Here is a 22,629-nt window from a genome sequence, read left to right on the forward strand (position 1 = left end):
TTCGTGCCCGCCGGTCCGCGGGGCCGTCACAGCCCGTCCCGGATCGCCCACAGCTCGGGGAAGACGTCCTGCTCGGCGGAGCGGCGCAGCCAGGTCAGACCGCTGGAGCCGCCGGAGCCGGGCTTGCCGCCCATCGCCCGCTTGACCGCGGCCAGGTGGCGCTGGCGCCAGCGGGTCACCCGCTCGGCGACGTCCAGCAGCGCCTCGGCCAGCGGCAGCAGGGCCGCGTGCTCCGGCTCGGTGTAGACCCGCCGCCAGGCGTCCGCGACCGCCTCGTCGGCCTGGTGGCGCTGCTCGGAGACGGTCGGCGGCACGGCCAGGCCGTGGTGGGCCAGCAGCGCGAGCGCGTCGTCGTAGAGGGTGGGGGAGCGCAGGGCGGCGGTCAGCTCGGCGTGCGTGCGCGCGCTGTCGCGGTACATGTTCAGCAGCGCGGCGTTCTTGTTGCCGAGCAGGAACTCCAGCTGCAGGAAGGCCGAGGACTGGAAGCCGGAGGCCTCGCCGAACAGCGGGCGGAAGGCGTTGAACTCCTGCGGGGTGAGCGTGGCCAGCAGGTCCCAGGACTCCACCAGCACGTCCTGGACGTGGGTGCCGCGGCGCAGCGCGGCCAGGGCGCCCGGCAGGTCGTCCGCGCGCAGGGCCCGCTGGGCGAGCGTCCACTCGTGCCGCAGCAGGCCGAACAGCAGTTCCATCACCTGGGTGGTGACGATGAACGACAGCTCCGCGGGTTCCTCGCTGAGCGGGTGCTGCAGGCCGTGCAGTTCGTCCAGCCGCACGTAGCGCGCGTACGGGGTGCCCCGCTCCGGCTCCCCGGCCCGGCCGAACGACAGGTTGGGCCTCTCCACCGTGTCGTGCCCCATGCCCGATCCCTCCTGAAGTCGTCGGCGAACCGAACCGCCGGACGGGCCCGGGATCCGCGCCGGTCGCCCCGGTCGTCGCCGGAGCCCCATTGTGCGGCGGCCCGTCCCGCATTTGAATGGGCGGCGGGCACGGCAACCGCGACCGCGCCTGTCGTACGAGAGGTGTTTTCCCGATCCTCTTCACGATCGCAAAGCAGCGGTTTCCAGCCAACCGGACCACACCCTCAGGAGCCGCCGTGGACGCCGTCGACCGCCGCCTGCTGGCCGAGCTGCAGGCCGACGCCCGGCTCTCCTACAACGAACTCTCGCGCCGGGTGAGCCTGTCCGCACCCGCCGTGGCCGAACGGGTCCGCCGGCTGGAGGCCGACGGGGTGATCTCCGGCTACCACGCCCATGTCGACCTCACCCGCTCCGGCCTGCCGATCACCGCGCTGGTGCAGCTCCAGTGCTACGGCCCGCGCTGCGTGCTGCGCGACCCGGAGGTGGCCGGCTGGCCGGAGGTGCTCCAGTTGCACCGGGTCACCGGCGGCGCCTGCTGCGTGCTGCTGGTCGCCGTTCCGGCGATGGCCGATTTCGAGGCCCTGATCGACCGCCTCGGCGGCTACGGCCAGCCGGCCAGCTCGATGATCCTCTCCAGCCCCGTTCCCTGGCGGCCGGTGGTCGTGCCCTGAGCCGGCCGATAGGTTCCTGCCCATGCCGATCGACCGTCACATCCTGCTGCTCCCGGGCAGCCTGCGCGCCGGGTCCGTCAACGAGACCGTGCTGCGCACCGCCGCCGCCGTGGCGCTGGCCACCGAGGGGATCGCGACCACCTACTACACCGGGCTGGCGGGACTGCCGCACTTCAACCCGGACCTCGACACCGATCCGCTGCCGGAGCCGGTCACCGCGCTGCGGGCGGCGATCGAGGCCGCCGACGCCCTGCTGATCTGTACGCCCGAGTACGCCGGGACCCTGCCGGGTGCCTTCAAGAACCTGCTGGACTGGACGGTCGGCGGCATCGAGATCGCGGACAAGCCGGCCGCCTGGATCAACGCCGCCGGGACCGGCCGGGGCCTGGGGGCCGAGGCGACGCTGGGCACGGTGCTGCGCTACACGGGGGCGGCCGTGGTGGAAGGCGCCTGCGTCCGGTTGCCACTGGTGCGCGGGGACGTCGGGGCGGACGGGCTGGTCGCCGATCCGCTGGTGCGCGACCGGATCGGGGAGGCGCTGGTCCGGCTGGCCGCGGCCGCCTGAGCCGCCCCGCCGCGCCGCCCGAACCGCTCCGCCGCGCTGCGCCCCGAGTCGCAGCGCGGCTCAGTACCCCTCGGCGCCCCTCAGTGCCCCGCGGGCAGGTGCACGCCGAGCCCGGCCAGCCCTTCGAGGAACAGCTCGGCGCCGACCGCCGCGAGCAGCAGGCCGAGCAGCCGGGCGATCACCTCCAGCGAGGTCCGGTGGGTGCGCTGCATCAGCGGGGCGAGCACGGCGACGCTGATGAAGTTGATCACCACCACGGCGACGTACGCGCCGGCCACGGTGGCGTGCCAGCCCCAGTCGTCCTTGGCGAGCGAACCGACCAGGACCGCGGTGACGGCGAGCGGGCTGGCCAGGTACGGCAGCATCAGCTCGCGGATGCCGTCCACCAGCGGGCCGGCGAGGTGCTCGTCCGCCTCGTCGGCGCCGGCGCCGAGGTGCACGCCGAAGACCAGCGCGACCGCGTAGACGAAGAAGATCAGTCCGCCGGCGAGCTGCAACGACTGGTCGCTGATGTGGAACAGCGAGGTGACGAAGTCGGCGCTGAAGGCGAGGCCCGTCCCGATCACGGCCGAGATGACCGAGCTCCAGGCCGCCAGCCGCCGCAGCTCCCCGGTGCTCCGGGTGCCGGCCAGCCGGGCGAAGGACAGCAGGACCTTCGGCGGGCCGACCACGGCGAAGAAGGCGATGAAGGCGCTGCTCAGATCGAAGACGAACATGCGCCAAGCATGGCCGCGGCGATCGGCCCCGCCCGGCTGCCACGCCTGTCCGAATTATTCCCGTTCGCACCCTGATTCGCCCGAACGGCCGCCCCGGGTCGAGCCGACCGGCGCTTTCCGCTGCCATGGAAGCCGGACCACCCCTCCGCGCGGCGGAGGGCTCCCGAGGGGACATTCGACATGGCTCTGAACCGTAGCGACCTGGGCCTGCTGGCCCTGCGCGGTGCCGTCGGCGGGGTGCTGATCGCCCACGGCACCCAGAAGCTGTTCGGCTGGTTCGGCGGTGGCGGCCTGGACGGCACCGCCAAGGCGATGGAGGCGATGGGCTTCCACCCGCCGCGACAGAGCGCCCTGGCCGCGGGCCTCGGCGAGGCCGGCGGCGGCGCGATGCTGGTGGCCGGGCTGGCCACACCCGCGGCCGGCGCGGTGGTGGCCGGGACGATGGCGGGCGCGGTCGCGGTGCACGCGCCGGCGGGCTTCTTCGCGATGGGCGGCGGCTACGAGTACCCGGCGTTCCTCGGCGCGACCGGTCTGGCGCTGGGCCTGGCCGGCCCGGGCCGGTACTCGCTGGACCACCTGACCGGGCACGCCTTCAACCAGCCGTGGGCCGGCCTGCTGGCCTTCGCGGCGAGCGCGGCCTCGGCGTACGGGGTGGTGTCCCGCCGCCGGCACGCCCTGCGGCTGGCGGAGGAGCGCGCGGCGGTGGAGGCGGAGACCCAGGAGGGCGCCGGGCTCTCCTGACCCGGCGCACCTGCCGGGGCGGGGTCACCCGAACGCCCCGGCCCTGGTGGCGAACGCCGCGCGCTCCCCGGAACGTGGGCGGGGAGGCCCGCCGGGCAGCCCGGCGCCGGCCGGACCCGACGGCCGGAACCCCGACGGCCAGAATCGAGGACCCCGATGGACCGCCAATCGATCCGCCGCCCCGCGGCCCCGTCCCGGCCGACCGCCGCCGACCCCTGCGCCCCCGTCGTCCGCCGCCCGCACCGCGTGCTGACCGCGGCGGTGGTCGCCGCCCTGGTCGGCGGGGCGGCGCTGGCGGGCTGCTCCTCGTCCAGCGAGGGCAAGACCGGCGCCGCGGCCAGCACGGCCGCCGCGCAGGCGGGTTCGGCGATCGCCGGCGCCGCCTCCGCCGCGGCCTCGGCCGCGAGTTCGGTACTGGCCTCGGCGGCCGGCGGGCTGCCCTCGGCGGCGGCCTCCGCGGTCTCCTCGGCGCAGGCGAAGGCCTCCTCCGCGATCGCCGGCATCAAGGGCGGGCTGGACGCGAAGGGCGACGTCGCGCTCGGAGCGGTCTCGTTCGCGAACGGCAAGGCCGAGACGACGCTGACCGTCACCAACCACGGGCAGGACACCAGTCGGTACGTGATCCAGGTGAACTTCACCGACGACAGCGGCAATGTGCTGGACGTGACGGCGGTGACCGTGCCGGACCTGGCGGCGGGTCAGAAGACCGAGGCGAAGGCGACCAGCAACCGGGACCTCTCGGGTTCGGTGAAGGCCGCAGTCGCCAATGCCGTTCGGTACTGACCGCGTACGGCCTTCCCCGCCGCATCCCGGCCACCCCCGCTGATCCGCAGGTCAGCGGGGGTGCTTCGGTTCCCGGCGAACCTTAAGGGCGGCTCAAGCGTCAACATCACCCCTTGACGGGGTAGTTGGTCTAGTCCATTTTAGTGCCCAGGTGCAGGGAGCCCCTGAGCCGGCGTCAGCGGTTCGCCGCTGACGCCGGTTCGGCTTATCCCGGCGTCCGTCAAGGCATGTTCCGCTCGATTCCCCCATCCTGTTCTGTCATGTCCCGGTCGTACGGCCCCACCCCGTACCTGCGCCCCGGGGCGCGTCGGAATCCCCCACACCCAGGAGTCACGCACCCATGCTCCGTTCACGCATCGAAAGGGCCGGGGCCCCGGTTCAGGAGGGCGGCCGCCGCAAGCGGTCCAAGTCCCTGACCGCGATCGCCGCCGGTACCACGGCCTCCCTGCTGCTCGGCGCGGGCCTCGCGCTCAGCGGCGGCGCCACCGCCAACGCCGCCGTCGGCAACAGCACCGGCGCGCCCGCCACCAGCGGTGGCATCAAGGTCGCCTACTTCGACCAGTGGTCGATCTACTCGAACGCGTACTACCCCAAGACGATCCAGGACACCGGCGTCGCCGGGAAGCTGGACTACCTGATCTACTCGTTCGCCAACATCCACCCCACCAACGGCACCTGTTTCCAGGCGACCAAGGCCGCGAGCCAGGACGAGAACAACCCGAGCGCGGGTGACGGTGCGGCGGACGCGTTCGCCGACTACCAGAAGAGCTTCGGCCCGGACATCTCGGTCGACGGCGTCGGCGACGTCTGGGGCCAGCCGATCGCGGGCAACTTCAACCAGCTGAAGAAGCTGAAGGCGAAGAACCCGAACCTCAAGATCCTGATCTCGCTCGGCGGGTGGACGTACTCCAAGTACTTCTCGTCGGCGGCTGCCACGGACGCCTCGCGCAAGAAGCTGGTCTCGTCCTGCATCGACATGTTCATCAAGGGCAACCTGCCGGTCGACGCCGGCTACGGCGGCCCGGGCTCGGCGGCCGGCATCTTCGACGGCATCGACATCGACTGGGAGTACCCGGGCGGCGGCGGCCACCTCGGCAACCAGGAGAGCCCGAACGACAAGCAGAACTTCACCCTGCTGCTGAAGGAACTGCGCGAGCAGCTCGACGCGCAGGGCAAGGCCGACGGCAAGACCTACCACACCGCGGCCGCGGTGGGCGCCGGTCAGGACAAGATCAAGAACGTCGAGACCGACAAGATCGGTCAGTACCTGTCGTTCCTCGACATCATGACGTACGACATGCACGGCGGCTGGGAGGCCAAGGGCCCGACCAACCACCAGGCCCCGATCTACAGCGGCCCGAACGACCCGATGAACCCGGTCCCCGGTGGCACCGGCAAGTACTCGGTCGACAACGCCGTCAAGGCCTACACCGTGGGCGACCCGCAGTACGGCATCCCCGGCGGCTTCCCGGCCAAGAAGATCAACGTCGGCGTGCCGTTCTACTACCGCGGCTGGACCGGCGTCCAGAACAACGGCAAGAACGGTCTGTTCCAGGCCGCCACCGCCCCGGCCCCGGGCGCCCCGCTCTCGGGCGGCGTCGCCGGCATCCAGATGTACAAGGAGCTGGCCGGCTTCGTCGACAACCCGGCGAAGACCTACTGGGACGAGGACGCCAAGGCGACCTACTTCTACGACGGCAACGTCTTCTGGTCCGGTGAGGACGCCCGCTCGATCCAGGCCAAGCTGGACTACGCGCACTGCAACGGCCTCGGTGGCTCCTTCGCCTTCTCGCTGTACGACCTGGGCAACAAGACCGCCCTGTTCGACAAGATGGTCGAGGCCACCAACGGTTCGGCCGCCGGCTGCCCGGCCCCGCCGGTGACCACCCCGCCGACCACCCCGCCGACCACGCCGCCCACCACGCCGCCGACCACCCCGCCCACGACTCCGCCGACCACGCCGCCGACCACCCCGGCCGGCTGCGCGGGCGCCCCGAGCTGGGACGCGGCCGCCACCTACGCGACCTCGACCAAGGTCTCCTGGAAGGGCCACTACTACACCAACAAGTGGTGGACCAAGGGCGACGACCCGAGCGCCAGCGGCGCCTGGGGTGTCTGGACCGACAACGGCCCCTGCTGATCCACCACTGATCGGATGAGGGCCTGACGGACCCTCGCACCACCGCACGAAACGGTCCGGCCCGCCGGGGGAGTCCCCCGGCGGGCCGGACTGCTGTCCGTGCGCCCTCAGTTCAGGTCGGCGGTGCGCCCGAGGGCGTCCGGCTGGCTCTCCTCGATCCGGCGCAGCATCCGGGCGAGCATCCCGGAGAGCACGGTGCGGTCCTCGCCGACGAGGTCCTGGAGCAGCTCCTCCTCGAAGACCGCGGCCATCCGCATCGACTCCAGCCACTTGTCCCGGCCGAGCTCGGTGAGCTCGATGATCACCCGGACCCGGTTGGACTCGTCCCGCTCCCGGGTGACCAGTCCCTCGGTGACCATCCGGTCGATCCGGTGGGTCATCGCGGCGGGGGTGAGTCCGAGCCGCTTGGCCAGCTCGCCGGGCCCGAGCCGGTAGGGGTCGCCGGCGACGACCAGCGCCTTGAGCACCTCCCACTCGGCGGAGGTGATTCCGAGCACAGTCAGCTGGCGGTCGTAGGCGACGCTCATCCGCCGGGCGACCCGGGAGAGCGTCTGCACGATGGTCTCCACCTGCGGGTCGACGGTGGGGAATTCCCGCTGGTAGAGGGCCACCTGCTCGGCGATGCCCAGCTCGCGGGGGGTGGCCGGCGCGGGCTTCTCTGCAGTCATGCGGACCAGTCTCCCATGCGAAGTGCACTCCTTAAGCCTTTGACTCAGCACTCTTCGGGTGCTAAGACTTTAGAGTCAAACTTTAGCTCTTAAGTCTTCTTCCCTTAAGAGTATGCAGCGAAACTGACGGAGCCCTGACGGGGCCCGTCCGCAATGAAGGGGTGTGCACGGTGACCGGCACGGTGAAGCAGCAGAGGCAGCAGCGACGCGGGGCGGGCGGCCCGCTGCGCCGCGTCCAGATCGGAAACGCGCTCAGCGCGTTCGGCAGCGGATTCACGATGCCGTACATGTTCGTGTACGTGGACCAGGTCCGCGGGCTCGGTTCGCTCGCCGCCGGGATGGTGTTCACCGTCTTCGCGCTGGCCGCGCTGGCCGTCCTGCCGTTCACCGGCCGCGGCATCGACCGGTACGGGCCGCGCCCGGTGCTGCTGGCCGGCACCGCGCTGGCCGCCACCGGCGCGTTCGCCTTCGGGCACGCCACCGGCACTCCGGCGCTGCTGGTCTCCTCGTTCCTGTTCGGCGCGGGTGTCACCACCTGCCAGCCGGCGCTCGCCACGATGATCGTCCGCTGCTCCACCGCGGCGACCCGCTCGCACGCCTTCGCGCTGCAGTTCACCCTGGTCAACCTGGGCATGGGCATCGGCGCGCTGGTCGGCGGGCAGATCGTGAACGTCACCGACCCGGCCAGCCTGACCCGGCTGTTCACCATCGAGGCCGCGACCTTCCTCGGCCTCGCCCTGGTGACCGGCACCGCCCGGATCCCCAAGGCCGCCCCGCTGCTCGTCCAGGACCAGAACGACGGCCCGCAGGGTCTGCGCGCCCTGCTCGCCGACAAGGCCATGCTCCGGCTCAGCATCCTCGCCGGGCTGATCTTCTTCACCTGCTACGGCCAGTTCGAGTCCGGCGTCGCCGCCTTCGCCACCGACACCGTCGGCACCGCCCCGTCCACCCTGGGCATCGCCATCGGCGCCAACGCGCTGACCATCGTGGTGCTGCAGATGTTCGTGGTGCGGATCACCGCCCGCCGCCGGCGCACCACCGCGATGGCCGCCGCCGCCGTGGTCTGGCTGGGCGCCTGGGCGATGGCCCTGGTGGCCGGGCTGATCCGGACCGAGGCGATGGCCGCCACGGTCGCGATCGTCTCGATCTACGCCCTGTTCGGTGTCGGCGAGTCGCTGCTCGCCCCCACCATGGGCCCGATGGTCGCCGACCTCGCCCCGGCCCGGCTGCTCGGCACCTACAACGCCGGGTACGCCCTGGTGAAGCAGATCGCGATCGCGGTCGGCCCGGCGGTGGGCGTGCTGCTGGTCGGCTCCGGCACCTGGCCGCTCTACCTGGCGGCGATGGCCGGCAGCACCGTGCTGATCGTCGTCCTGGCGCTGCGCCTGCGGCCGTACCTCACCGCAGCCCAGGACAACGCGGTCGACGGCCCGGCCGGCGAGGAGCAGGCCCCCGCGGCCCCGGTCCGCGCCCCGGCCCGACCGGTCCGGGAGCTCCAGGCCGCCGCCTGATCCCCGGGCGGCACCGCCCCGACGGGCGCCGGACAGGTCACCTGTCCGGCGCCCGTCGCGCTTGGTTTCACGCTCGGCGGCACATAGTGTCAGTGGCTGTCGACCGTCCGGCCGGCCCCGGGGGGCACCGGCCGGCCACGACCGGCACAGGCGAGACAGGCGAAATCGGCGAGGCTATCCACACCATGACCCAAGCGGCGCTCACCCACCCCCCGGCGGAAGCGGCACCCGCCGACCCGGCACCGGAGCGGCGGGGGCTGCTGCGCCGGGCGGCGGACCGCTCCGACTGGCTCGGACCGATCGCCGTGGCGGTCTTCGCCGGGCTGCTGCGGTTCTGGAACCTCGGCTACCCCAACGCCTTCGTCTTCGACGAGACCTACTACCCCAAGGACGCCTGGTCCCTGCTCCAGCAGGGTTACGAGGGCACCTGGCCGGAGCACGCCAACGAGCAGATCCTGGCCGTCCCGCAGCAGGTCCCGCTGACCTCGGCGCCCGAGTTCATCGCCCACCCGCCGCTCGGCAAATGGGTGATGTCCCTCGGTGAGTGGGCCTTCGGCCTGCACCCCTTCGGCTGGCGGTTCATGACCGCGCTGCTCGGCACCGTCACCGTGCTGATGCTCGCCCGGATCGGCCGCCGGCTCTTCGGCTCCACCCTGATCGGCTGCACCGCCGCCCTGCTGATGGCCGTCGACGGCCTCCAGCTGGTGATGAGCCGGGTGGGCCTGCTCGACGGCATCCAGATGTTCTTCGTCCTGGCCGCCTTCGGGGCGCTGCTGATCGACCGCGACCGCACCCGCGCCCGGCTCGCCGCCGTCCTGCCCGAGCGCGGCGGCGACACCGTCCGGCTCGGCCTGCGGCCCTGGCGGATCACCGCCGGGCTCTGCCTGGGCGCCGCCGCCGGCGTCAAGTGGAACGGCGCCATGGTGCTCGCCGCCTTCGGCCTGCTCACCGTGCTGTGGGACCAGTCGGGCCGCCGCTGGGCCGGCGCCCGCCGCCCCTGGCGCGCGATGCTCCGCCTCGACGCGCTGCCCGCCTTCCTCGCCATGGTCGGCTCCGCGTTCCTCGTCTACCTCGGCGGCTGGTCCGGCTGGCTGTTCACCCGCGGCGGCTTCGACCGCCAGTGGGCCGACGGCCGGGCCGGGCTCTCCCCGGACAGCGTCCTCGGCATCGGGCTGCCGCAGGTGTCGATGAGCTGGGTGCCCGCGCCGCTGCGCAGCCTCTGGCACTACCACGCCCAGATGTACGACTTCAATACCGGCCTGAGCAGCCCGCACACCTACCAGTCCAACCCGTTCAGCTGGCTGCTCCAGGGCCGGCCGGTCTCCATGTACTGGGAGCAGGTGCCGGCCGGACAGCGCGGCTGCACCGACTCCGGCGGCTGCGCGGCGCAGATCCTCGGCCTCGGCACCCCGCTGCTCTGGTGGACGGCCTGCATCGCGCTGGTCTACCTGCTCTGGCGCTGGGTCTTCCGCCGGGACTGGCGCTCCGGCGCGGTGCTGTGCGGTGTGGCCGGCGTCTACCTGCCGTGGTTCCAGTACCAGGAGCGGACGGTCTTCTCCTTCTACATGGTGGTGCTCGTCCCCTTCCTCTGCCTGGCCGTGGCGCAGATGCTGGGAGCGATGCTGGGGCCGCCGGGGTGCCCGCCCGAACGGCGCCGGATCGGTGCGATCGGCGCCGGGCTGATCGTGCTGGCGATCATGGCCTGCTTCGCCTTCTTCTACCCGCTGTACACGGCGGAGGTGATCCCGATGTCGTCCTGGCAGGACCGGATGTGGTTCACCAGCTGGATCTGACCGGTGCCCGGCCGGTCGGGCGCGTCGTCGCTCGCCGACGCGGGGCAGCTGCTGCCGGTCACCCCGGGGCTGGGCGTGGTCACCGCCCTGCTGCTGCTGGCCGGCGTGGCCGTCGCCGGGTGGGGGCGGCTCGGCCAGGGGCACGCCGTTCTGCGGGCCGGGCTGCGCGCGGTGGTGCAGCTCGCCGCCGTCGCGCTGGTGATCACCTGGGTGGTCGGCTCGCGCTGGTGGTCGGCGCTCTTCGTGCTGCTGATGTTCACGGTCGCGGTGCGCACCGCCGGGCGGCGGATGGTGCCGGCCCCCGGGCGCGGCTGGCTGTGGGCGGCCGCGCCGATCGGGGCCGGGGTGCTGCCGGTGCTCCTGCTGCTGCTCGGCAGCGGGCTGCTGCCGTTCGAGGGCCTGTCGGTCATCCCGGTCGCCGGCATCCTGATCGGCGGCGCGCTCAGCGCCACCTCGCTGTCCGGGCGGCGCGCCCTGGACGAGCTGCGTCAGCGGCACGGCGAGGTCGAGGCGGCGCTGGCGCTCGGCTTCGAGGACCGGGACGCCCGGATGGAGATCTGCCGCACGGCCGCCGCCACCTCGCTCGTCCCGGCGCTCGACCAGACCCGCACGGTGGGCCTGGTCACCCTGCCGGGCGCCTTCGTCGGCATGCTGCTCGGCGGGGCCTCGCCGGTCCAGGCGGGTGCGGTGCAGCTGTTCGTGCTGGTCGGGCTGCTGGCGGTGGAGTCGGTGGCGGTCGTGGTGGTGCTGGAGCTGGTCGGCCGGGGGCTGGTGAGCGCCGGTCGGCCGGGGGACGTGATCGGGTAGGCTGAGCAGCGTTGAAGGGGAGTAGCCCTCCACCGGACCGTCGACATACTGGCCCCTCGGGCCCGGCGCCCGGGGCACCCGCGGTTCGCGGCCGGTGCCGGCGAGACCTTCGGCCGCAGTGCTGTGTGGACAGACGCGCCTCGTGCGCGTGCCGTGGAATGCCAACCAGTGCTGTCGGGCCGGAGCGACCCCTGACGGAGCTGCTGCGGGCCGGCAGCCCGAACCCGAGGGACACCACCCCCGATGAGTCTGACCGTTGCCGTGATCACCTTCGGCATCATTTTCCTGTCCGAACTGCCGGACAAGACCGCCCTGGCCAGCCTGATGCTCGGCGCCAAGTACCGGGCGAGCTACGTCTTCGCCGGCATCGCCGCGGCCTTCGCCCTGCAGGTGGGCATCGCGCTGGTCGCCGGGCACCTGCTCTCGCTGCTGCCGCACCGCTGGGTGGAGGGCGTCACCGGTGTGCTGTTCCTGGCCGGCGCGGCGATGCTGCTGTTCCACGGCGGGGGTGACGAGGAGGACGGGCACGCCGCCAAGGAGCCGTCCGCCAACAGCTTCTGGAAGGTCGCCGGGGCCAGCTTCGTGGTCGTGGCGATCGCCGAGTTCGGCGACCTGACCCAGATCATGACCGCCAACCTGGCCGCCAAGTACGCCGACCCGCTCGCGGTGGGCCTGGGTGCCTGGCTGGCGCTGTGCGCGGTGGCGGGGATCGCGATCCTGGGCGGGCAGAAGCTGCTGAAGCACGTGCCGATGAAGATGATCATCCGGTTCGCGGCGGGTGTGATGGTGCTGATGGCCGCGTTCAGCATCTTCCAGGCGATCAAGGGCTGACGCGGCGGGCGGTCCGGTGCGCCCCCGGCCGTTCAGCAGCCGGTTCGGGCCTCCAGGGCGGCGCGGGTGCTCGGGCCGTAGACACCACGGGCGTCGCCCCGGATGCCGTTGATGTCCTGGAAGTACATGACGATGAGCTTGGTGCGGTCGTCGTACTTTCCGGTCGGGGGCACCTTCTCCCAGCAGATCACGACGGAGAGTTTCCGCTGGAGCTCCTGGACGTCGGGCCCCTCCATCCCGTACTCCAGGACCCGGATCGTCGGGGTCGGCGTCGGTGTCTGGGTGGCGGTCGGGGAGGGGGCGGCCGGGGTGGGCGCCGCGGTGGTGGGCGCGGGCGGCGGGGCGGTGGGGAGCGGCGCCGGTGGTGCGGGCGGGGCGGTGGAGGCCGGATCCGGATCCGGCGCCTTCACCGGCGGGGCGGCGGCCACCGTGGTGGCGGGGGCGTCCGGGGGCGGGGTGCCGGTCGGGGACTTGCTCGGCGACGCCTTGGCGGTCGTCCGGGACGGGGTCGGTGTCGGCGCCGGGGTGTCCTCGGTGGGTGACGGTGCGCTCGGGCTCGGCTGGGCCGGCGTGGTCGGGTCCACCGGTGCCAGGCCGAGCGTGGCGGTCGGCACGGGGGCGGCCCCGTCGGGCGGTGCGGAGGAGGGGGTGATGGCGTAGGCGAGTCCCACGGTGACGGCCAGCAGGCCGGCGCCGGCCGCGATCAGCAGGCCCTTGCGGCGGGCGAGCGGGCCGCGGGCGCTCTTCTGCTCGGCCGCGCGCCGGGCGGCCCGGCCGCCGGCGGCCGGGGTCTCGGGTGCGGCGGCGGCGTGGGCGAACGGGAACACACCGAGCTCGTCCTCGGCGGGCGCGGCCGGTGCGTCGTGCGGGTGCGGCGGCCGGGCCGGCGGCGGGAACTGCGGGGCGGCGGCGACCGGCGGCAGCACGGTGGTCGCGTAGGCGTCGGCGTCCGGGCCCAGCGGGGGAGCGGCGGGCGGCAGCACGGTGGTGCCGAACGGGTCGCCGGCCGGTGGCGGCGGCACCGCTTCGTAGGCCGCCCCGGGCGGCGGGCCGTCGACGACCTGGCCGACGGCCAGCGGCACGTACGGGCGGACCAGCGGCGGGCCTTCCAGGTGCGGCAGGACGGTGGTCTCGTCGAGGCTGCCGTCCGGGACGAGGCAGCCGCACCCGGTGGAGCGTGCGGTGCCGCACGTCGGGCAGTGCTGGTCCGGCATCGGCCGGCCCTCCTGGGTATCTCGGTCGGTGGCGGTCTCGGACCCGGGCTCCGGTCGGGCTCCGGTCGGACTCGTGTGCGGACGTCGGACGGGCCTGATTATGCAGGACGTCCCCGAGGGGGGACAGGGGCGTCCGGCGCGTTGTGGGGGTCTTGTGCCGGTTGGTGGGGGTTTGCGGCCGGTGGACGGTCGATGTGTCGACGTGGAGGTCGCGACAGCGTCCCGACCGCGCGCGCCCTGACGTTCGGCTCAACGGAAAAAGTGCGAATCGTCGCATTTCTGACAGCATGGTGAGCCGGGAGTGATCACCGCAGAGCTGCTGCTACGGATACGGAGACGCCATGACGGATCCGACCGCCGCGTCCGACCGGGTCCCGGCGGGCGAACCGGGCCCGCCCCAGCCCGCGCCCGGCAACCTGTGGGTGCCGATCGGGGCCCTGCTGCTGGCGATGCTGCTCGCGGCGCTCGACCAGACCATCGTCTCCACCGCCCTGCCCACCATCGTCAGCGACCTCGGCGGCCTGGAACACCTCTCCTGGGTGGTCACCGCCTACCTGCTCGCCTCCACCGCGGCCACCCCGCTCTGGGGCAAGCTCGGCGACATGTACGGCCGGAAGGTCTTCTTCCAGGCGTCCATCGTGATCTTCCTGCTGGGCTCGGTGCTGTGCGGCATCGCCCAGAACATGGGCGAGCTGATCGCCTTCCGCGCCCTGCAGGGCCTGGGCGGCGGCGGGCTGATCGTGCTCTCCCAGGCCATCGTCGGGGACCTCGTCGCCCCCCGGGACCGCGGCAAGTACCAGGGCGTCTTCGGTGCCGTCTTCGGCGTCACCAGCGTGCTCGGCCCGCTGCTCGGCGGGCTGTTCGTCGACAACCTCAGCTGGCGCTGGGTGTTCTACATCAACCTGCCGATCGGCGTGGTCGCCCTCGCCGTGATCGCGGCGGTGCTGCACGGCACGCAGACCCGGCGCCGGCACCGGATCGACTACCTCGGCACCACGCTGATCGCCGCCGTCGCCACCTGCGTGGTGCTGGTGACCTCGCTCGGCGGCACCACCTGGGCGTGGGGCTCCTGGCAGATCATCGGCCTGGCCGTGCTCGGCCTGGTCCTGCTGGGCGCCTTCGTCCTGGTGGAGCGGACCGCCGCCGAACCCGTGCTGCCGCTGCGGCTGTTCCGCTCCCGGACGTTCAGCCTGGTGGCCGTCATCTCCTTCGTGGTCGGCTTCGCGATGTTCGGCGCGCTCACCTACCTGCCGACCTTCCTCCAGATCGTGATGGGCGTCTCGCCGACGATGTCCGGCATCCACATGCTGCCGATGGTGATCGGCATGCTGATCACCTCGATCGGATCCGGGCAGATCGTGGCCCGCACCGGTCGCTACCGGGTCTTTCCGATCGCCGGAACGGCCATCACCGTCGTCGGCCTGCTGCTGCTCTCCACGCTCGACGAGCACACCAGCACCTTTGTGATGAGCTGCTGGTTCCTGGTCTTCGGGCTGGGCCTCGGCCTGGTGATGCAGGTGCTGGTGCTGATCGTGCAGAACTCGGTCGGCTACCAGGACCTCGGCGTCGCCACCGCCGGTGCCACCTTCTTCCGCTCCATCGGCGCCTCGGTCGGGGTCTCCGTCTTCGGCACGGTCTTCGCCTCCGGCCTCAACCGCCGCCTCCACGACGCGCTGGCCGGCATCCCGCTGCCGCCCGGCTTCGAGCCGGGAACCATCGCCTCCGACCCGCGCGTCATCGGGCAGCTGCCCGCCGCCGCCCAGGCCGGGATCCACCACGCCTACGCCGAGTCGATCACCCGGGTCTTCCTCTACGCGGTGCCGGTGGCCGTGGTCGCCTTCGTCCTCTCGCTGTTCCTGCGGGAGCAGAAGCTGCGCAGCACCGTGACCGCCCCCGACCTGAGCGAGTCGATCGGCGTCAACCCGGTGGAGCGCTCCTCGCTGGACGAGATCAGCCGGGCCCTGTCGGTGCTGAGCACCCGTGAGGCGCGACGCGACCTGTTCAAACGGATCACCGCCACCGCCGGCCTCGACCTCAAGCCCGCCTCCAGCTGGCTGCTGCTCCAGATGCACCACCACGGCTCCGTGGAGCCGGCCGAACTGGCGGAGCGCCGGATCATCCCGTTCCCGGTGGTGGAGGAGGCGGTGCGCGAGGTCGAGGGCCGCGGTCTGGCCGCCCGCACCGGCGGGCTGCCGCTGCGCCTCACCGAACCGGGCGAGGCGACGGCCCGCCAGCTGGTCGCCGCCCGGCGCACCCAGCTGGCCGAACTCCTCGGCGACTGGGACGAGAAGCAGTACACCGATCTCGCCGACCTGCTCACCCGGATGGCCTCCACCCTCTGCGCCGACGCCCGCGACCGCCCCGACCCGTCCGGCCACGAGCCCCCGTACCACGGGGAGGGCCGCTCCTTCTGACCGCGCCGCCGCCGGCGACACCCTGGTGCTGCCCGCCGGAGCCCCGCGCCGGCTGCGCTCCGACGGGGGCTTCACCGCCGTGGTCGCCTCCCCGGCGCCGTCCACCGCGCACGACCTGGAGACCGGGAACAGGGTCGCCCCGCCGTGGATCGTGTGAGGTGTAGCAGACTGCCTTCTCAGAACAACCCCGAGGAGGTACGGCGTGTCCGTCGTCAAGATCAATGTCCTGACCGTCCCCGCTGAGCAGCGGGAGGAGCTGGAGAAGCGTTTCGCCGCCCGGGCCGGCGCGGTGGAGAACTCGGACGGCTTCGAGTACTTCGAACTGCTGCGCCCGGTCGAGGGCACCGACCAGTACCTCGTCTACACCCGCTGGCGCGACGAGGAGTCCTTCCAGGCCTGGCTCACCGGCCCGATGCGCTCGGCCCACCGCCCCGCCGCCCCCGAGGGCGAGGCCCCGCAGCGCCCCGCCGCCACCGGCTCGACCCTCTGGTCCTTCGACGTCGTCCAGGCCACCGGCCCCAAGGCCTGAGCCCGACACGCACGAGGCCGCGCCCACGCGGGGAGCGTGGGCGCGGCCGTCGGTGTCCGCCGTGCGGGCGTCGTCCCTACGGGACTCAGCGGGTGCGGCGGGCCCGGATCACCAGGAGCGCGCCGGCCGCGACGGCGCCGAGCGCGGCGAGCCCGACGAGGGGCAGCAGCCGGGCCGTGTCGCTACCGGTCTCGGGGAGGTGGCCGCCGTGGTGCGGGGGACCGGTCGGGCCGGGCTCCGGGCTGTGGCTGGGGTTCGGGTTCGAACTGTGGCTGTGGCTGGGGCTCGGGCTGGGGCTCGAACTGTGGCTGTGGGTCGGGCTCGGGCTCGGGCTCGGACCGTGGCTGTGGGTCGGGCTGGGGCTCGGGCTGTGAGTCGGACTGTGACTGTGGCTGGGGCTGTGGGTCGGGCGCGGGCTGTGGGTCGGACTGTGGCTGTGGGTCGGGCTGGGGCTGGGGCTCGGGCTCGGCACGGTGACCGGAACCTCGGCGCGGCAGCGCGGGTCGGTCGATCCCGGCGGGCAGTTGTTCGGGAAGGTGCCGGAGGTGACGGCGTTGCGCAGCACCGCGTCGGCGGCCAGCGGGGAGTGCACGGTGACGGAGTAGTCGATCGTCGCGTTGGCCCCGGCGGGCAGGTCACCGGTCCAGGTGAGCGTGGTGCCGGCGAAGTTGACGCTCCCGCGGTCCGCGACGGCGTCGTTGTTGTACGCGGCCGAGTTCAGCAGACCCGACAGGTCGTCGGTCAGGGTGATGCCCGGGGCGTCGGCCTGGCTGGTGTTGGTGACCTGGAGCCGGTAGCGGACGGTGTCGCCGGGCCGGGCGGTAGCCGGGGTGGCGGTCTTGACGATGGTGTAGCCGGGGACCTCGGCGACGGTGTTGCGGACGGTGTTGCTGGTGCGCTCCTGCTCCCGCTGGGTCTGGCTGCCCCGGAAGTGGAGTGTGGCCGTGTCGTCGAGGTGGGTGCCGACGGCGGTCGAGTCGTCGACGGTGACCTGGAAGGCGACCGTGGCCTCGGCGCCGGGTGCCAGGTCGGCGACCGTGCAGGTGACGGTCTGTCCGGAGGCCTGGCAGGCGGGGTTGGACCCGGCGACGAAGGTGGTGCCGACCGGGATCCGGTCGGTCACGGTGACGCCGGTCGCGGTGTCGAGGTCGCTGGAGCTGCCGTCCTGGTGGCGGTTGGCCACCGTGAACGAGTAGGTGATGGTCTGACCGGGGCCGACCAGGCCGGGCGGGTTGTCGTCGGGGCTGCCGGGCGGCGTGTTGGCCTTCGAGACCTGGAGGTCGGGTTCGAGGGCGTCCAGGGCCAGCCAGAGCGCCTGCGGCTCCAGCGCGTCACCGGCGCCGCTGATGCGGACCAGGGCCTGGTGGCTGCCGGCCGGGATCTTGCCGGTGACGTCGATCATCCGGGCGTCGTAGCCGTAGTTGTTGACCGGGTCCGGATCGCGGGTGGTGATGTTGGTGCCGGTCCCGTCCGTCGCGACGTGGTCGATCCGGCTGGTGAAGGCGTTGTCCGTGCCGATCCCGGTGGGGCCGGGCATCGGCAGGAGGGTCAGGTTGTCCGTCGCGGAGCCGACGGCCAGGGTGTCGCCGGCGATCGGGGCGTCACCGTCGCCCACGGTGATCCCCATGATCGCCTTCGGGGCCGTGGTGGCGGGGGTGCGGATGCCCCCGAGCGTGATCGTCGTCGCGTTGTTCGGGTCGCGCAGCAGCTGGTAGCCGTCCCAGACCTGGAGGTAGCGCAAGGGCTCCGCCTGGTCCTCGTAGGCGACGACCAGCGACCAGCCGCCCCAGCAGCCGACGTTGTTGCCGCCGAAGTTCTGCGCGGAGGACCGTCCGGCGCACGCCTGGATGTCCGCGACGGTGTAGCTGCCCGGGCCGGCCGCCTTCACCTCCGCGGTCACGTCCTTGACCGCCCCGCCGGCCAGCAGCGGCTCCGGCGGGGTGCCGCCGACCATCTGGTCGAACCAGTCGTAGGTGTCGGCGGTGAGCTGCTCGTAGGAGGCGCCGCCCGGGACCTTCCAGAAGACCTGGTTGCCGGTGTTGATGTCCCCGGAGGTGCCGCCGGCGGTGCTGGTGTTGGTCGGGTTGAACTGCCAGTACAGCCGGGCCGACAGGACGTTGGCGCCGGCCGGCAGCAGCAGCTGCGCGGAGGAGGCGTTGGGCCCCGGCGCGTTCGGGTCGACCTTGACGAACTTGGTCCGGCCGTTGTTCGACCCCTCGGTGTCCGAGCAGACCGTGCCGTCGCTGTCGTCGCAGGTCAGCACCGAGTTGGAGGCCATGGTGAGATTGCCGTGCGCCAGGAGGTCGACCACCGGGTCCGGGCCGATCGGACGCTGTGTCCCGGCCCCCCTCGGCCTCGGTTCGGCGGCCCTGGCCGCCGGTTGCGCGGCCGGCCGGACGTGGTCGGCGCTCGCCGCCTCCGCCTGGGCCACCGGGGCCGGATCGGTCAGTGCGGCGGCGCCCGCACCGAGCACCACCGCCAGCAATGCGGACAGGACGTACGGCGGCCGCGGCCGCAGTCTTCGGACAGGGGACACGGGAACCTCGCTGTCGGGGGGTGACGCTGACAGCAGAACCTCGTACCTGTATCGACCGGCGCCGAATCCCGACCGGCGGGACCTTCATACGGCTGGGGCAGTCGAAGGCGGCGGACCGTCGTCAGGGGCGGGCGGTGTGGTTCACCCCTTCGGCCGGCGGGGTGCTGCCGGCTGGGCGGGTCGGCGGGCGGAAGGCGACCGGGGCGGTGAAGGCGGCGCGGCGGGTGGCCCGGCGCAGGGCGCGCAGCAGCGGGGTGCCGAGGGTGAGGCAGAGGACGACGGTGAGCGCGGCGCGCGGGAGGTCCCAGCCGAGGGAGGTGGTCAGGCAGTAGGCGGCGAAGCGGACCAGGTTGTCGGAGAGCGGATCGCCCGGGACGAAGGAGATCGAGCTCGCCAGGCCCGCGATGTAGGGCCAGCCCTGGAGGTTCATGATCACGCCGTAGAGGAGCGAGGCCACGGCTCCGTAGCCGGCGAGGAGGACGAGTTCGCGGCGGCCGCGCAGCCGGGCCGGGCCGGGCAGGAGGCCGGCCCCGAGGCTCACCCAGCCCATCGCGAGCATCTGGAACGGCAGCCAGGGCCCGACGCCGCCGGTCAGCAGGGCGGAGGCGAACATCGACAGCGCGCCGAGCACGAAGCCGAAGCCCGGCCCGAGCACCCGGCCGGCCAGCACCATCAGGAAGAACATCGGCTCCAGCCCGGCGGTGCCCGCGCCGAGCGGGCGCAGCGCGGCGCTGGCGGCGGCCAGCACACCGAGCAGGGCCACCGACTTGGCGTCCAGGCCGGGCGCGCCGCCGCCCGCCGCGCGGCCCTCGGAGATCTGGGCGACGAGCACGGCGAGCAGCAGCGGGAGCAGGAGGGCGAACAGCCAGGGGGCGTCGGCCGAGTGGCCGACCAGCGCGGAGTCCGTGGCGGCGAGCAGCGGCCAGCCGAAGCCCGCCACGCCGACCAGGGAGACCAGGGCGAGGGCGAGCACCGAGCGGCGGCCGAGCGGGACGGGGCGGGCCAGCGGGGCGTGCGGCGGGTTCACTCGGCGGCCTCCGCGAGGGCGTCGGCCACCTGGTGGACGGTCAGCCACGGGCCCGGCGCCAGGATCTTGGCGACCTGCGGGGCGAAGGCCGGCGAGCCGAGCACCACCTCCGGCGTCGGCCCGTCCGCGACGATCTCGCCGTCGGCCAGGACGGCGGTGCGGTGGGAGAGTTCGGCCGCGAGTTCGACGTCGTGCGTGGCGAGCAGCACCGCGTGGCCTGCGGCGGCGAGGTCGCGCAGGATCTCCACCAGCCGGGCCTTGGCCGCGTAGTCGAGTCCCCGGGTGGGCTCGTCGAGCAGGATCAGCGGCGGGCGGGCGGTGAGCACCACCGCCAGGGCGAGGGTGAGGCGCTGGCCCTCGGAGAGGTCGCGCGGGTGGGCGGTGTCGGCGAGGCCGGGCAGCAGCCGTTCGACCAGGGCCCGGCAGGTGCCCGGCTCGGCGCCCGCGTCGCGGTCGGCGGACGCGCACTCGGCGCCGACGCTCTCGCCGTACAGCAGGTCGCGCGGGTCCTGCGGGACGAGGCCGACCTGGCGGATCAGCTCGGCGGGCCGGGTGCGGTGCGGGGTGCGGCCGCCGACGGTGACCGAGCCGGCGGTGGGCGGGTGCAGGCCGACCAGGGTGCCGAGCAGGGTGGACTTGCCGGCGCCGTTGCGGCCCATCAGGGCGGTGACCTCGCCCGGGTGGAGGGTCAGGTCGACCCCGCGCAGGGCGGGGACGGGGCCGCGGCGGACCACCAGCCGGGAGGCGGTGGCGAGCGGCTCGCCGTGCCGGACGGCGGGCGGGGCGGGCGGGCGGTGCTCCGCCAGACGGTCGCGCAGCCCGGCGGCCCGGCGGCGGGCGTCGCGGACGGTGAGCGGCAGCGGGCGCCAGCCGGCCAGCCGTCCGAGTCCGACCACCGGGGGGTGGACCGGCGCGTTCGCCATCACCTCGGCCGGCTCGCCGAGCACCGGCGGCGCGCCGGGGGTCAGCAGCAGGACCCGGTCGGCGTACTGGACCACGCGCTCCAGCCGGTGCTCCGCCATCAGCACGGTGGTGCCGAGGTCGTGGACCAGCCGCTGGAGCACGGCCAGCACCTCCTCGGCGGCGCCCGGGTCCAGCGCGGAGGTGGGCTCGTCCAGCACCAGCACGCGCGGGTGGACGGTGAGCACCGAGCCGATCGCGACCCGCTGCTGCTGACCGCCGGAGAGCGAGGTGAGGGCGCGGCGGCGCAGGTCGGCCAGGCCGAGCAGGTCGAGGGTCTCCTCGACGCGGCGCCGCATCACGTCCGGGGGCAGGCCCAGGGACTCCATGCCGTAGGCGAGTTCGTCCTCGACGGTGTCGGTGACGAAGTGCGCGCGGGGGTCCTGGCCCACCGTGCCGACCAGGTCGGCGAGGTCGCGCGGGCGGTGCTCACGGGTGTCGCGCCCGCCGACGGTGACCCGGCCGTGCAGGACGCCGCCGGTGAAGTGCGGGACGAGGCCGCTCACCGTGCCCAGCAGGGTGGACTTGCCGGAGCCCGACGGGCCGACGAGCAGGCAGAGTTCGCCCTCGGGGATCGTCAGGTCGACGCCGCTGAGCGCGGGGGCCGCGGCGTCGGCGTACTGGACGCCGACCTGTTCGAAGGTGATCACGAGGTCCTCCGGGGCTGGGCCGGGTCGGTGTCGGTGGTGGCGGCGGTGTCGGTAGCGGTGTCGGCGGCGGCCGTGGCGGCCGGCGGGGGCGGGGCCGCGCATGCGGGGACGAGTCCGAGCAGGAGGGCCGCCGCGGCGGCGACCGGCAGGACGGGCGCGGTCGGCGGGACGACGGTGGGGGCGAAGGCGAGCGGGTCGAGCGCGGCGAGCCAGGCCGTCGACGCGGCGACCGCGATCCCGGACCCGGCGGTGAGCCACTCGGGCAGCGCCCACGGATCCGGCCGGTAGCGGGTGCGGACGGAGCGCCGGCCGCCGAGCAGGAGCCCGGCGAAGGCGGCGGCCAGGCCGATCACGAGCACCGGCAGCGCCCATCCGGCGCCGCCCGCCGTCAGCAGTCCGTACGCGGCCAGGCAGACGCCGAGCAGCCCGGACAGCGTGAGCACCGCGGTGAGCACGGCCATCCGGCGCGGGACCGCGGCGGTACGGCCGAAGCCGCGGGTGTCCATCGCGGCCGCCAGCGCCACCGAGCGCTCCAGCGCGCCCTCCAGGACGGGCAGGCCGACGCTGAGCACGGCGGCGATCCCGCGGTCGGTGCGTCCGCGCAGCCGGCGGGCGGCGCGCAGCCGCTGCACGTCGGCGACCAGGTTCGGGGCGAAGGTCATCGCGACCACGACGGCGACGCCCGCCTCGTAGAGCGCGCCGGGGAGCGTGCGCAGCAGACGGGCCGGGCTGGCGAGGGCGTTCGCCGCGCCGACGCAGACCAGCAGGGTGGCCAGCCGCAGCCCGTCGTACAGCGCGGCGAGCAGGCCCTCGGCGGTGACCCGGCCGCCGATCCGCACGCCCTGCGCCCAGGCGGGCAGCGGGACTTCGGGGAGGGTGAACAGGACGTGGGTGCCGGGGACCGGCGAGCCGAGGAGGATGGCGAAGAGCAGGCGGATGCCGAGCACGAGGAGGCCCAGGCGCAGGAACGCGCCGTAGGAGCGCGACCAGGGGGCGTCGCCGCGGCGGGCGGCGACGACGTAGCCGGCGACGGCGGCGAGCAGCAGCAGGACCAGCGGGTTGGTGGTGCGGGTGGCGGCCGCGCCCAGGCCGAGCGCCCACAGCCACCAGGCACCGGGGTGCAGGTGGCGCGGGCCGGCGGGGGGCCGGCGACGGGCGGCGCGGGATGTGGGCACGGTGGGGTCCAGGGGTGGGACGGTCGGTGGGGAGCGGGAAG

At 73.8% G+C, this 22,629-nt stretch carries 20 protein-coding genes; 12 read left to right on the forward strand and 8 right to left on the reverse strand.

The genetic code is table 11. From position 1 onward, the window contains the following. Positions 1-26: 26 nt before the first annotated feature. On the reverse strand, positions 27-857 hold the full coding sequence (locus ACFVUH_RS17915; protein WP_387914213.1) for a tryptophan 2,3-dioxygenase: 831 nt from the start codon (positions 855-857) through the stop codon (positions 27-29). A 236-nt stretch (positions 858-1,093) separates the two neighbouring features. Between ACFVUH_RS17915 and ACFVUH_RS17920 the strand changes: the two genes are divergently transcribed. Both ACFVUH_RS17920 and ACFVUH_RS17925 read left to right on the forward strand, forming a co-directional pair. After that, a complete protein-coding gene (locus tag ACFVUH_RS17920) occupies positions 1,094-1,528 on the forward strand; it encodes an Lrp/AsnC family transcriptional regulator (RefSeq protein WP_355362051.1) in 435 nt (144 codons plus the stop codon). 22 nt (positions 1,529-1,550) lie between these two features. Continuing rightward, a complete protein-coding gene (locus tag ACFVUH_RS17925) occupies positions 1,551-2,093 on the forward strand; it encodes an NADPH-dependent FMN reductase (protein ID WP_355362049.1) in 543 nt (180 codons plus the stop codon). An 80-nt stretch (positions 2,094-2,173) separates the two neighbouring features. Here the strand turns inward: ACFVUH_RS17925 and ACFVUH_RS17930 are convergent, their stop codons facing one another. Then, positions 2,174-2,809 (reverse strand): MarC family protein, encoded by a 636-nt coding sequence (locus ACFVUH_RS17930; RefSeq protein WP_355362047.1) that lies wholly within the window; start codon positions 2,807-2,809, stop codon positions 2,174-2,176. Positions 2,810-2,989: 180 nt separating this feature from the next. Between ACFVUH_RS17930 and ACFVUH_RS17935 the strand changes: the two genes are divergently transcribed. From ACFVUH_RS17935 to ACFVUH_RS17945, 3 genes are all read left to right on the forward strand, one after another. Next, positions 2,990-3,550: a DoxX family protein gene (locus tag ACFVUH_RS17935; RefSeq protein WP_387914214.1), complete on the forward strand. Its 561-nt coding sequence runs from the start codon at positions 2,990-2,992 to the stop codon at positions 3,548-3,550. Between the two features lie 156 nt (positions 3,551-3,706). Next, the gene (locus tag ACFVUH_RS17940; protein WP_387914215.1) at positions 3,707-4,333 is read left to right on the forward strand and encodes an FxLYD domain-containing protein; all 627 of its coding nucleotides are present in this window, start codon (positions 3,707-3,709) and stop codon (positions 4,331-4,333) included. Positions 4,334-4,673: 340 nt separating this feature from the next. Beyond that, positions 4,674-6,473: a glycosyl hydrolase family 18 protein gene (locus tag ACFVUH_RS17945; RefSeq protein WP_355362041.1), complete on the forward strand. Its 1,800-nt coding sequence runs from the start codon at positions 4,674-4,676 to the stop codon at positions 6,471-6,473. 107 nt (positions 6,474-6,580) lie between these two features. On the opposite strand, the gene ACFVUH_RS17950 is transcribed toward ACFVUH_RS17945, so the two are convergent. After that, positions 6,581-7,141, reverse strand: coding sequence for a MarR family transcriptional regulator (locus tag ACFVUH_RS17950; RefSeq protein WP_355362039.1), 561 nt, complete (start codon positions 7,139-7,141; stop codon positions 6,581-6,583). A 170-nt stretch (positions 7,142-7,311) separates the two neighbouring features. Here ACFVUH_RS17950 and ACFVUH_RS17955 point away from each other — a divergent pair, with 170 nt between their 5' ends. The 4 genes from ACFVUH_RS17955 (at position 7,312) to ACFVUH_RS17970 (ending at position 12,083) form a co-directional block, all read left to right on the forward strand. After that, entirely contained in the window at positions 7,312-8,652 is a 1,341-nt protein-coding gene (locus ACFVUH_RS17955) for an MFS transporter (RefSeq protein ID WP_387914216.1), read from the forward strand. A gap of 185 nt (positions 8,653-8,837) precedes the next feature. Next, positions 8,838-10,445, forward strand: a complete 1,608-nt coding sequence (locus ACFVUH_RS17960) for a dolichyl-phosphate-mannose--protein mannosyltransferase (RefSeq protein WP_387914217.1) — start codon at positions 8,838-8,840, stop codon at positions 10,443-10,445. A gap of 3 nt (positions 10,446-10,448) precedes the next feature. Beyond that, complete coding sequence (locus tag ACFVUH_RS17965; RefSeq protein WP_355362033.1) at positions 10,449-11,252, forward strand: ABC transporter permease; 804 nt, start codon at positions 10,449-10,451, stop codon at positions 11,250-11,252. 243 nt (positions 11,253-11,495) lie between these two features. Then, entirely contained in the window at positions 11,496-12,083 is a 588-nt protein-coding gene (locus ACFVUH_RS17970) for a TMEM165/GDT1 family protein (RefSeq protein ID WP_355362031.1), read from the forward strand. A gap of 32 nt (positions 12,084-12,115) precedes the next feature. Here the strand turns inward: ACFVUH_RS17970 and ACFVUH_RS17975 are convergent, their stop codons facing one another. Continuing rightward, entirely contained in the window at positions 12,116-13,297 is a 1,182-nt protein-coding gene (locus ACFVUH_RS17975; protein ID WP_387914219.1) for a peptidoglycan-binding protein, read from the reverse strand. A gap of 341 nt (positions 13,298-13,638) precedes the next feature. On the opposite strand from ACFVUH_RS17975, the gene ACFVUH_RS17980 reads away from it, so the two are divergent. The 3 genes from ACFVUH_RS17980 to ACFVUH_RS17990 are packed head-to-tail and all read left to right on the forward strand — an operon-like array spanning position 13,639 to position 16,240. Then, the gene (locus ACFVUH_RS17980) at positions 13,639-15,711 is read left to right on the forward strand and encodes a DHA2 family efflux MFS transporter permease subunit (protein ID WP_387914221.1); all 2,073 of its coding nucleotides are present in this window, start codon (positions 13,639-13,641) and stop codon (positions 15,709-15,711) included. Positions 15,712-15,736: 25 nt separating this feature from the next. Beyond that, on the forward strand, positions 15,737-15,868 hold the full coding sequence (locus tag ACFVUH_RS17985) for a hypothetical protein (protein ID WP_355362025.1): 132 nt from the start codon (positions 15,737-15,739) through the stop codon (positions 15,866-15,868). Between the two features lie 45 nt (positions 15,869-15,913). Further along, entirely contained in the window at positions 15,914-16,240 is a 327-nt protein-coding gene (locus ACFVUH_RS17990) for an antibiotic biosynthesis monooxygenase (protein WP_355362023.1), read from the forward strand. Positions 16,241-16,325: 85 nt separating this feature from the next. Here ACFVUH_RS17990 and ACFVUH_RS17995 read toward each other — a convergent pair whose 3' ends face one another. The 4 genes from ACFVUH_RS17995 to ACFVUH_RS18010 all read right to left on the reverse strand — a co-directional run bounded on the left by ACFVUH_RS17995 (position 16,326) and on the right by ACFVUH_RS18010 (position 22,588). Next, on the reverse strand, positions 16,326-18,776 hold the full coding sequence (locus tag ACFVUH_RS17995; RefSeq protein WP_387914223.1) for an LPXTG cell wall anchor domain-containing protein: 2,451 nt from the start codon (positions 18,774-18,776) through the stop codon (positions 16,326-16,328). A 121-nt stretch (positions 18,777-18,897) separates the two neighbouring features. Then, positions 18,898-19,803, reverse strand: coding sequence for an ECF transporter S component (locus ACFVUH_RS18000; RefSeq protein ID WP_387914224.1), 906 nt, complete (start codon positions 19,801-19,803; stop codon positions 18,898-18,900). Beyond that, positions 19,800-21,413: an ATP-binding cassette domain-containing protein gene (locus ACFVUH_RS18005; protein ID WP_355362017.1), complete on the reverse strand. Its 1,614-nt coding sequence runs from the start codon at positions 21,411-21,413 to the stop codon at positions 19,800-19,802. The genes ACFVUH_RS18000 and ACFVUH_RS18005 overlap by 4 nt, the downstream gene beginning before the upstream one ends. After that, positions 21,410-22,588 (reverse strand): CbiQ family ECF transporter T component, encoded by a 1,179-nt coding sequence (locus ACFVUH_RS18010; RefSeq protein WP_387914226.1) that lies wholly within the window; start codon positions 22,586-22,588, stop codon positions 21,410-21,412. Before ACFVUH_RS18010 ends, ACFVUH_RS18005 begins: the two co-directional genes overlap by 4 nt. Positions 22,589-22,629 lie beyond the last annotated feature (41 nt).

The sequence above is a fragment of the Kitasatospora sp. NPDC058032 genome (genome assembly GCF_042885845.1).
Taxonomy (GTDB): domain Bacteria; phylum Actinomycetota; class Actinomycetes; order Streptomycetales; family Streptomycetaceae; genus Kitasatospora.

Excerpts from the sequence above, each read along its gene's own strand:
- ACFVUH_RS17915 (WP_387914213.1), bottom strand. The coding sequence starts at position 857 with ATGGGGCACGACACGGTGGAGAGGCCCAACCTGTCGTTCGGCCGGGCC.
- ACFVUH_RS17925 (WP_355362049.1), top strand. The coding sequence starts at position 1,551 with ATGCCGATCGACCGTCACATCCTGCTGCTCCCGGGCAGCCTGCGCGCC.
- ACFVUH_RS17930 (WP_355362047.1), bottom strand. The coding sequence starts at position 2,809 with ATGTTCGTCTTCGATCTGAGCAGCGCCTTCATCGCCTTCTTCGCCGTG.
- ACFVUH_RS17935 (WP_387914214.1), top strand. The coding sequence starts at position 2,990 with ATGGCTCTGAACCGTAGCGACCTGGGCCTGCTGGCCCTGCGCGGTGCC.
- ACFVUH_RS17940 (WP_387914215.1), top strand. The coding sequence starts at position 3,707 with ATGGACCGCCAATCGATCCGCCGCCCCGCGGCCCCGTCCCGGCCGACC.
- ACFVUH_RS17945 (WP_355362041.1), top strand. The coding sequence starts at position 4,674 with ATGCTCCGTTCACGCATCGAAAGGGCCGGGGCCCCGGTTCAGGAGGGC.
- ACFVUH_RS17950 (WP_355362039.1), bottom strand. The coding sequence starts at position 7,141 with ATGACTGCAGAGAAGCCCGCGCCGGCCACCCCCCGCGAGCTGGGCATC.
- ACFVUH_RS17960 (WP_387914217.1), top strand. The coding sequence starts at position 8,838 with ATGACCCAAGCGGCGCTCACCCACCCCCCGGCGGAAGCGGCACCCGCC.
- ACFVUH_RS17970 (WP_355362031.1), top strand. The coding sequence starts at position 11,496 with ATGAGTCTGACCGTTGCCGTGATCACCTTCGGCATCATTTTCCTGTCC.
- ACFVUH_RS17975 (WP_387914219.1), bottom strand. The coding sequence starts at position 13,297 with ATGCCGGACCAGCACTGCCCGACGTGCGGCACCGCACGCTCCACCGGG.
- ACFVUH_RS17980 (WP_387914221.1), top strand. The coding sequence starts at position 13,639 with ATGACGGATCCGACCGCCGCGTCCGACCGGGTCCCGGCGGGCGAACCG.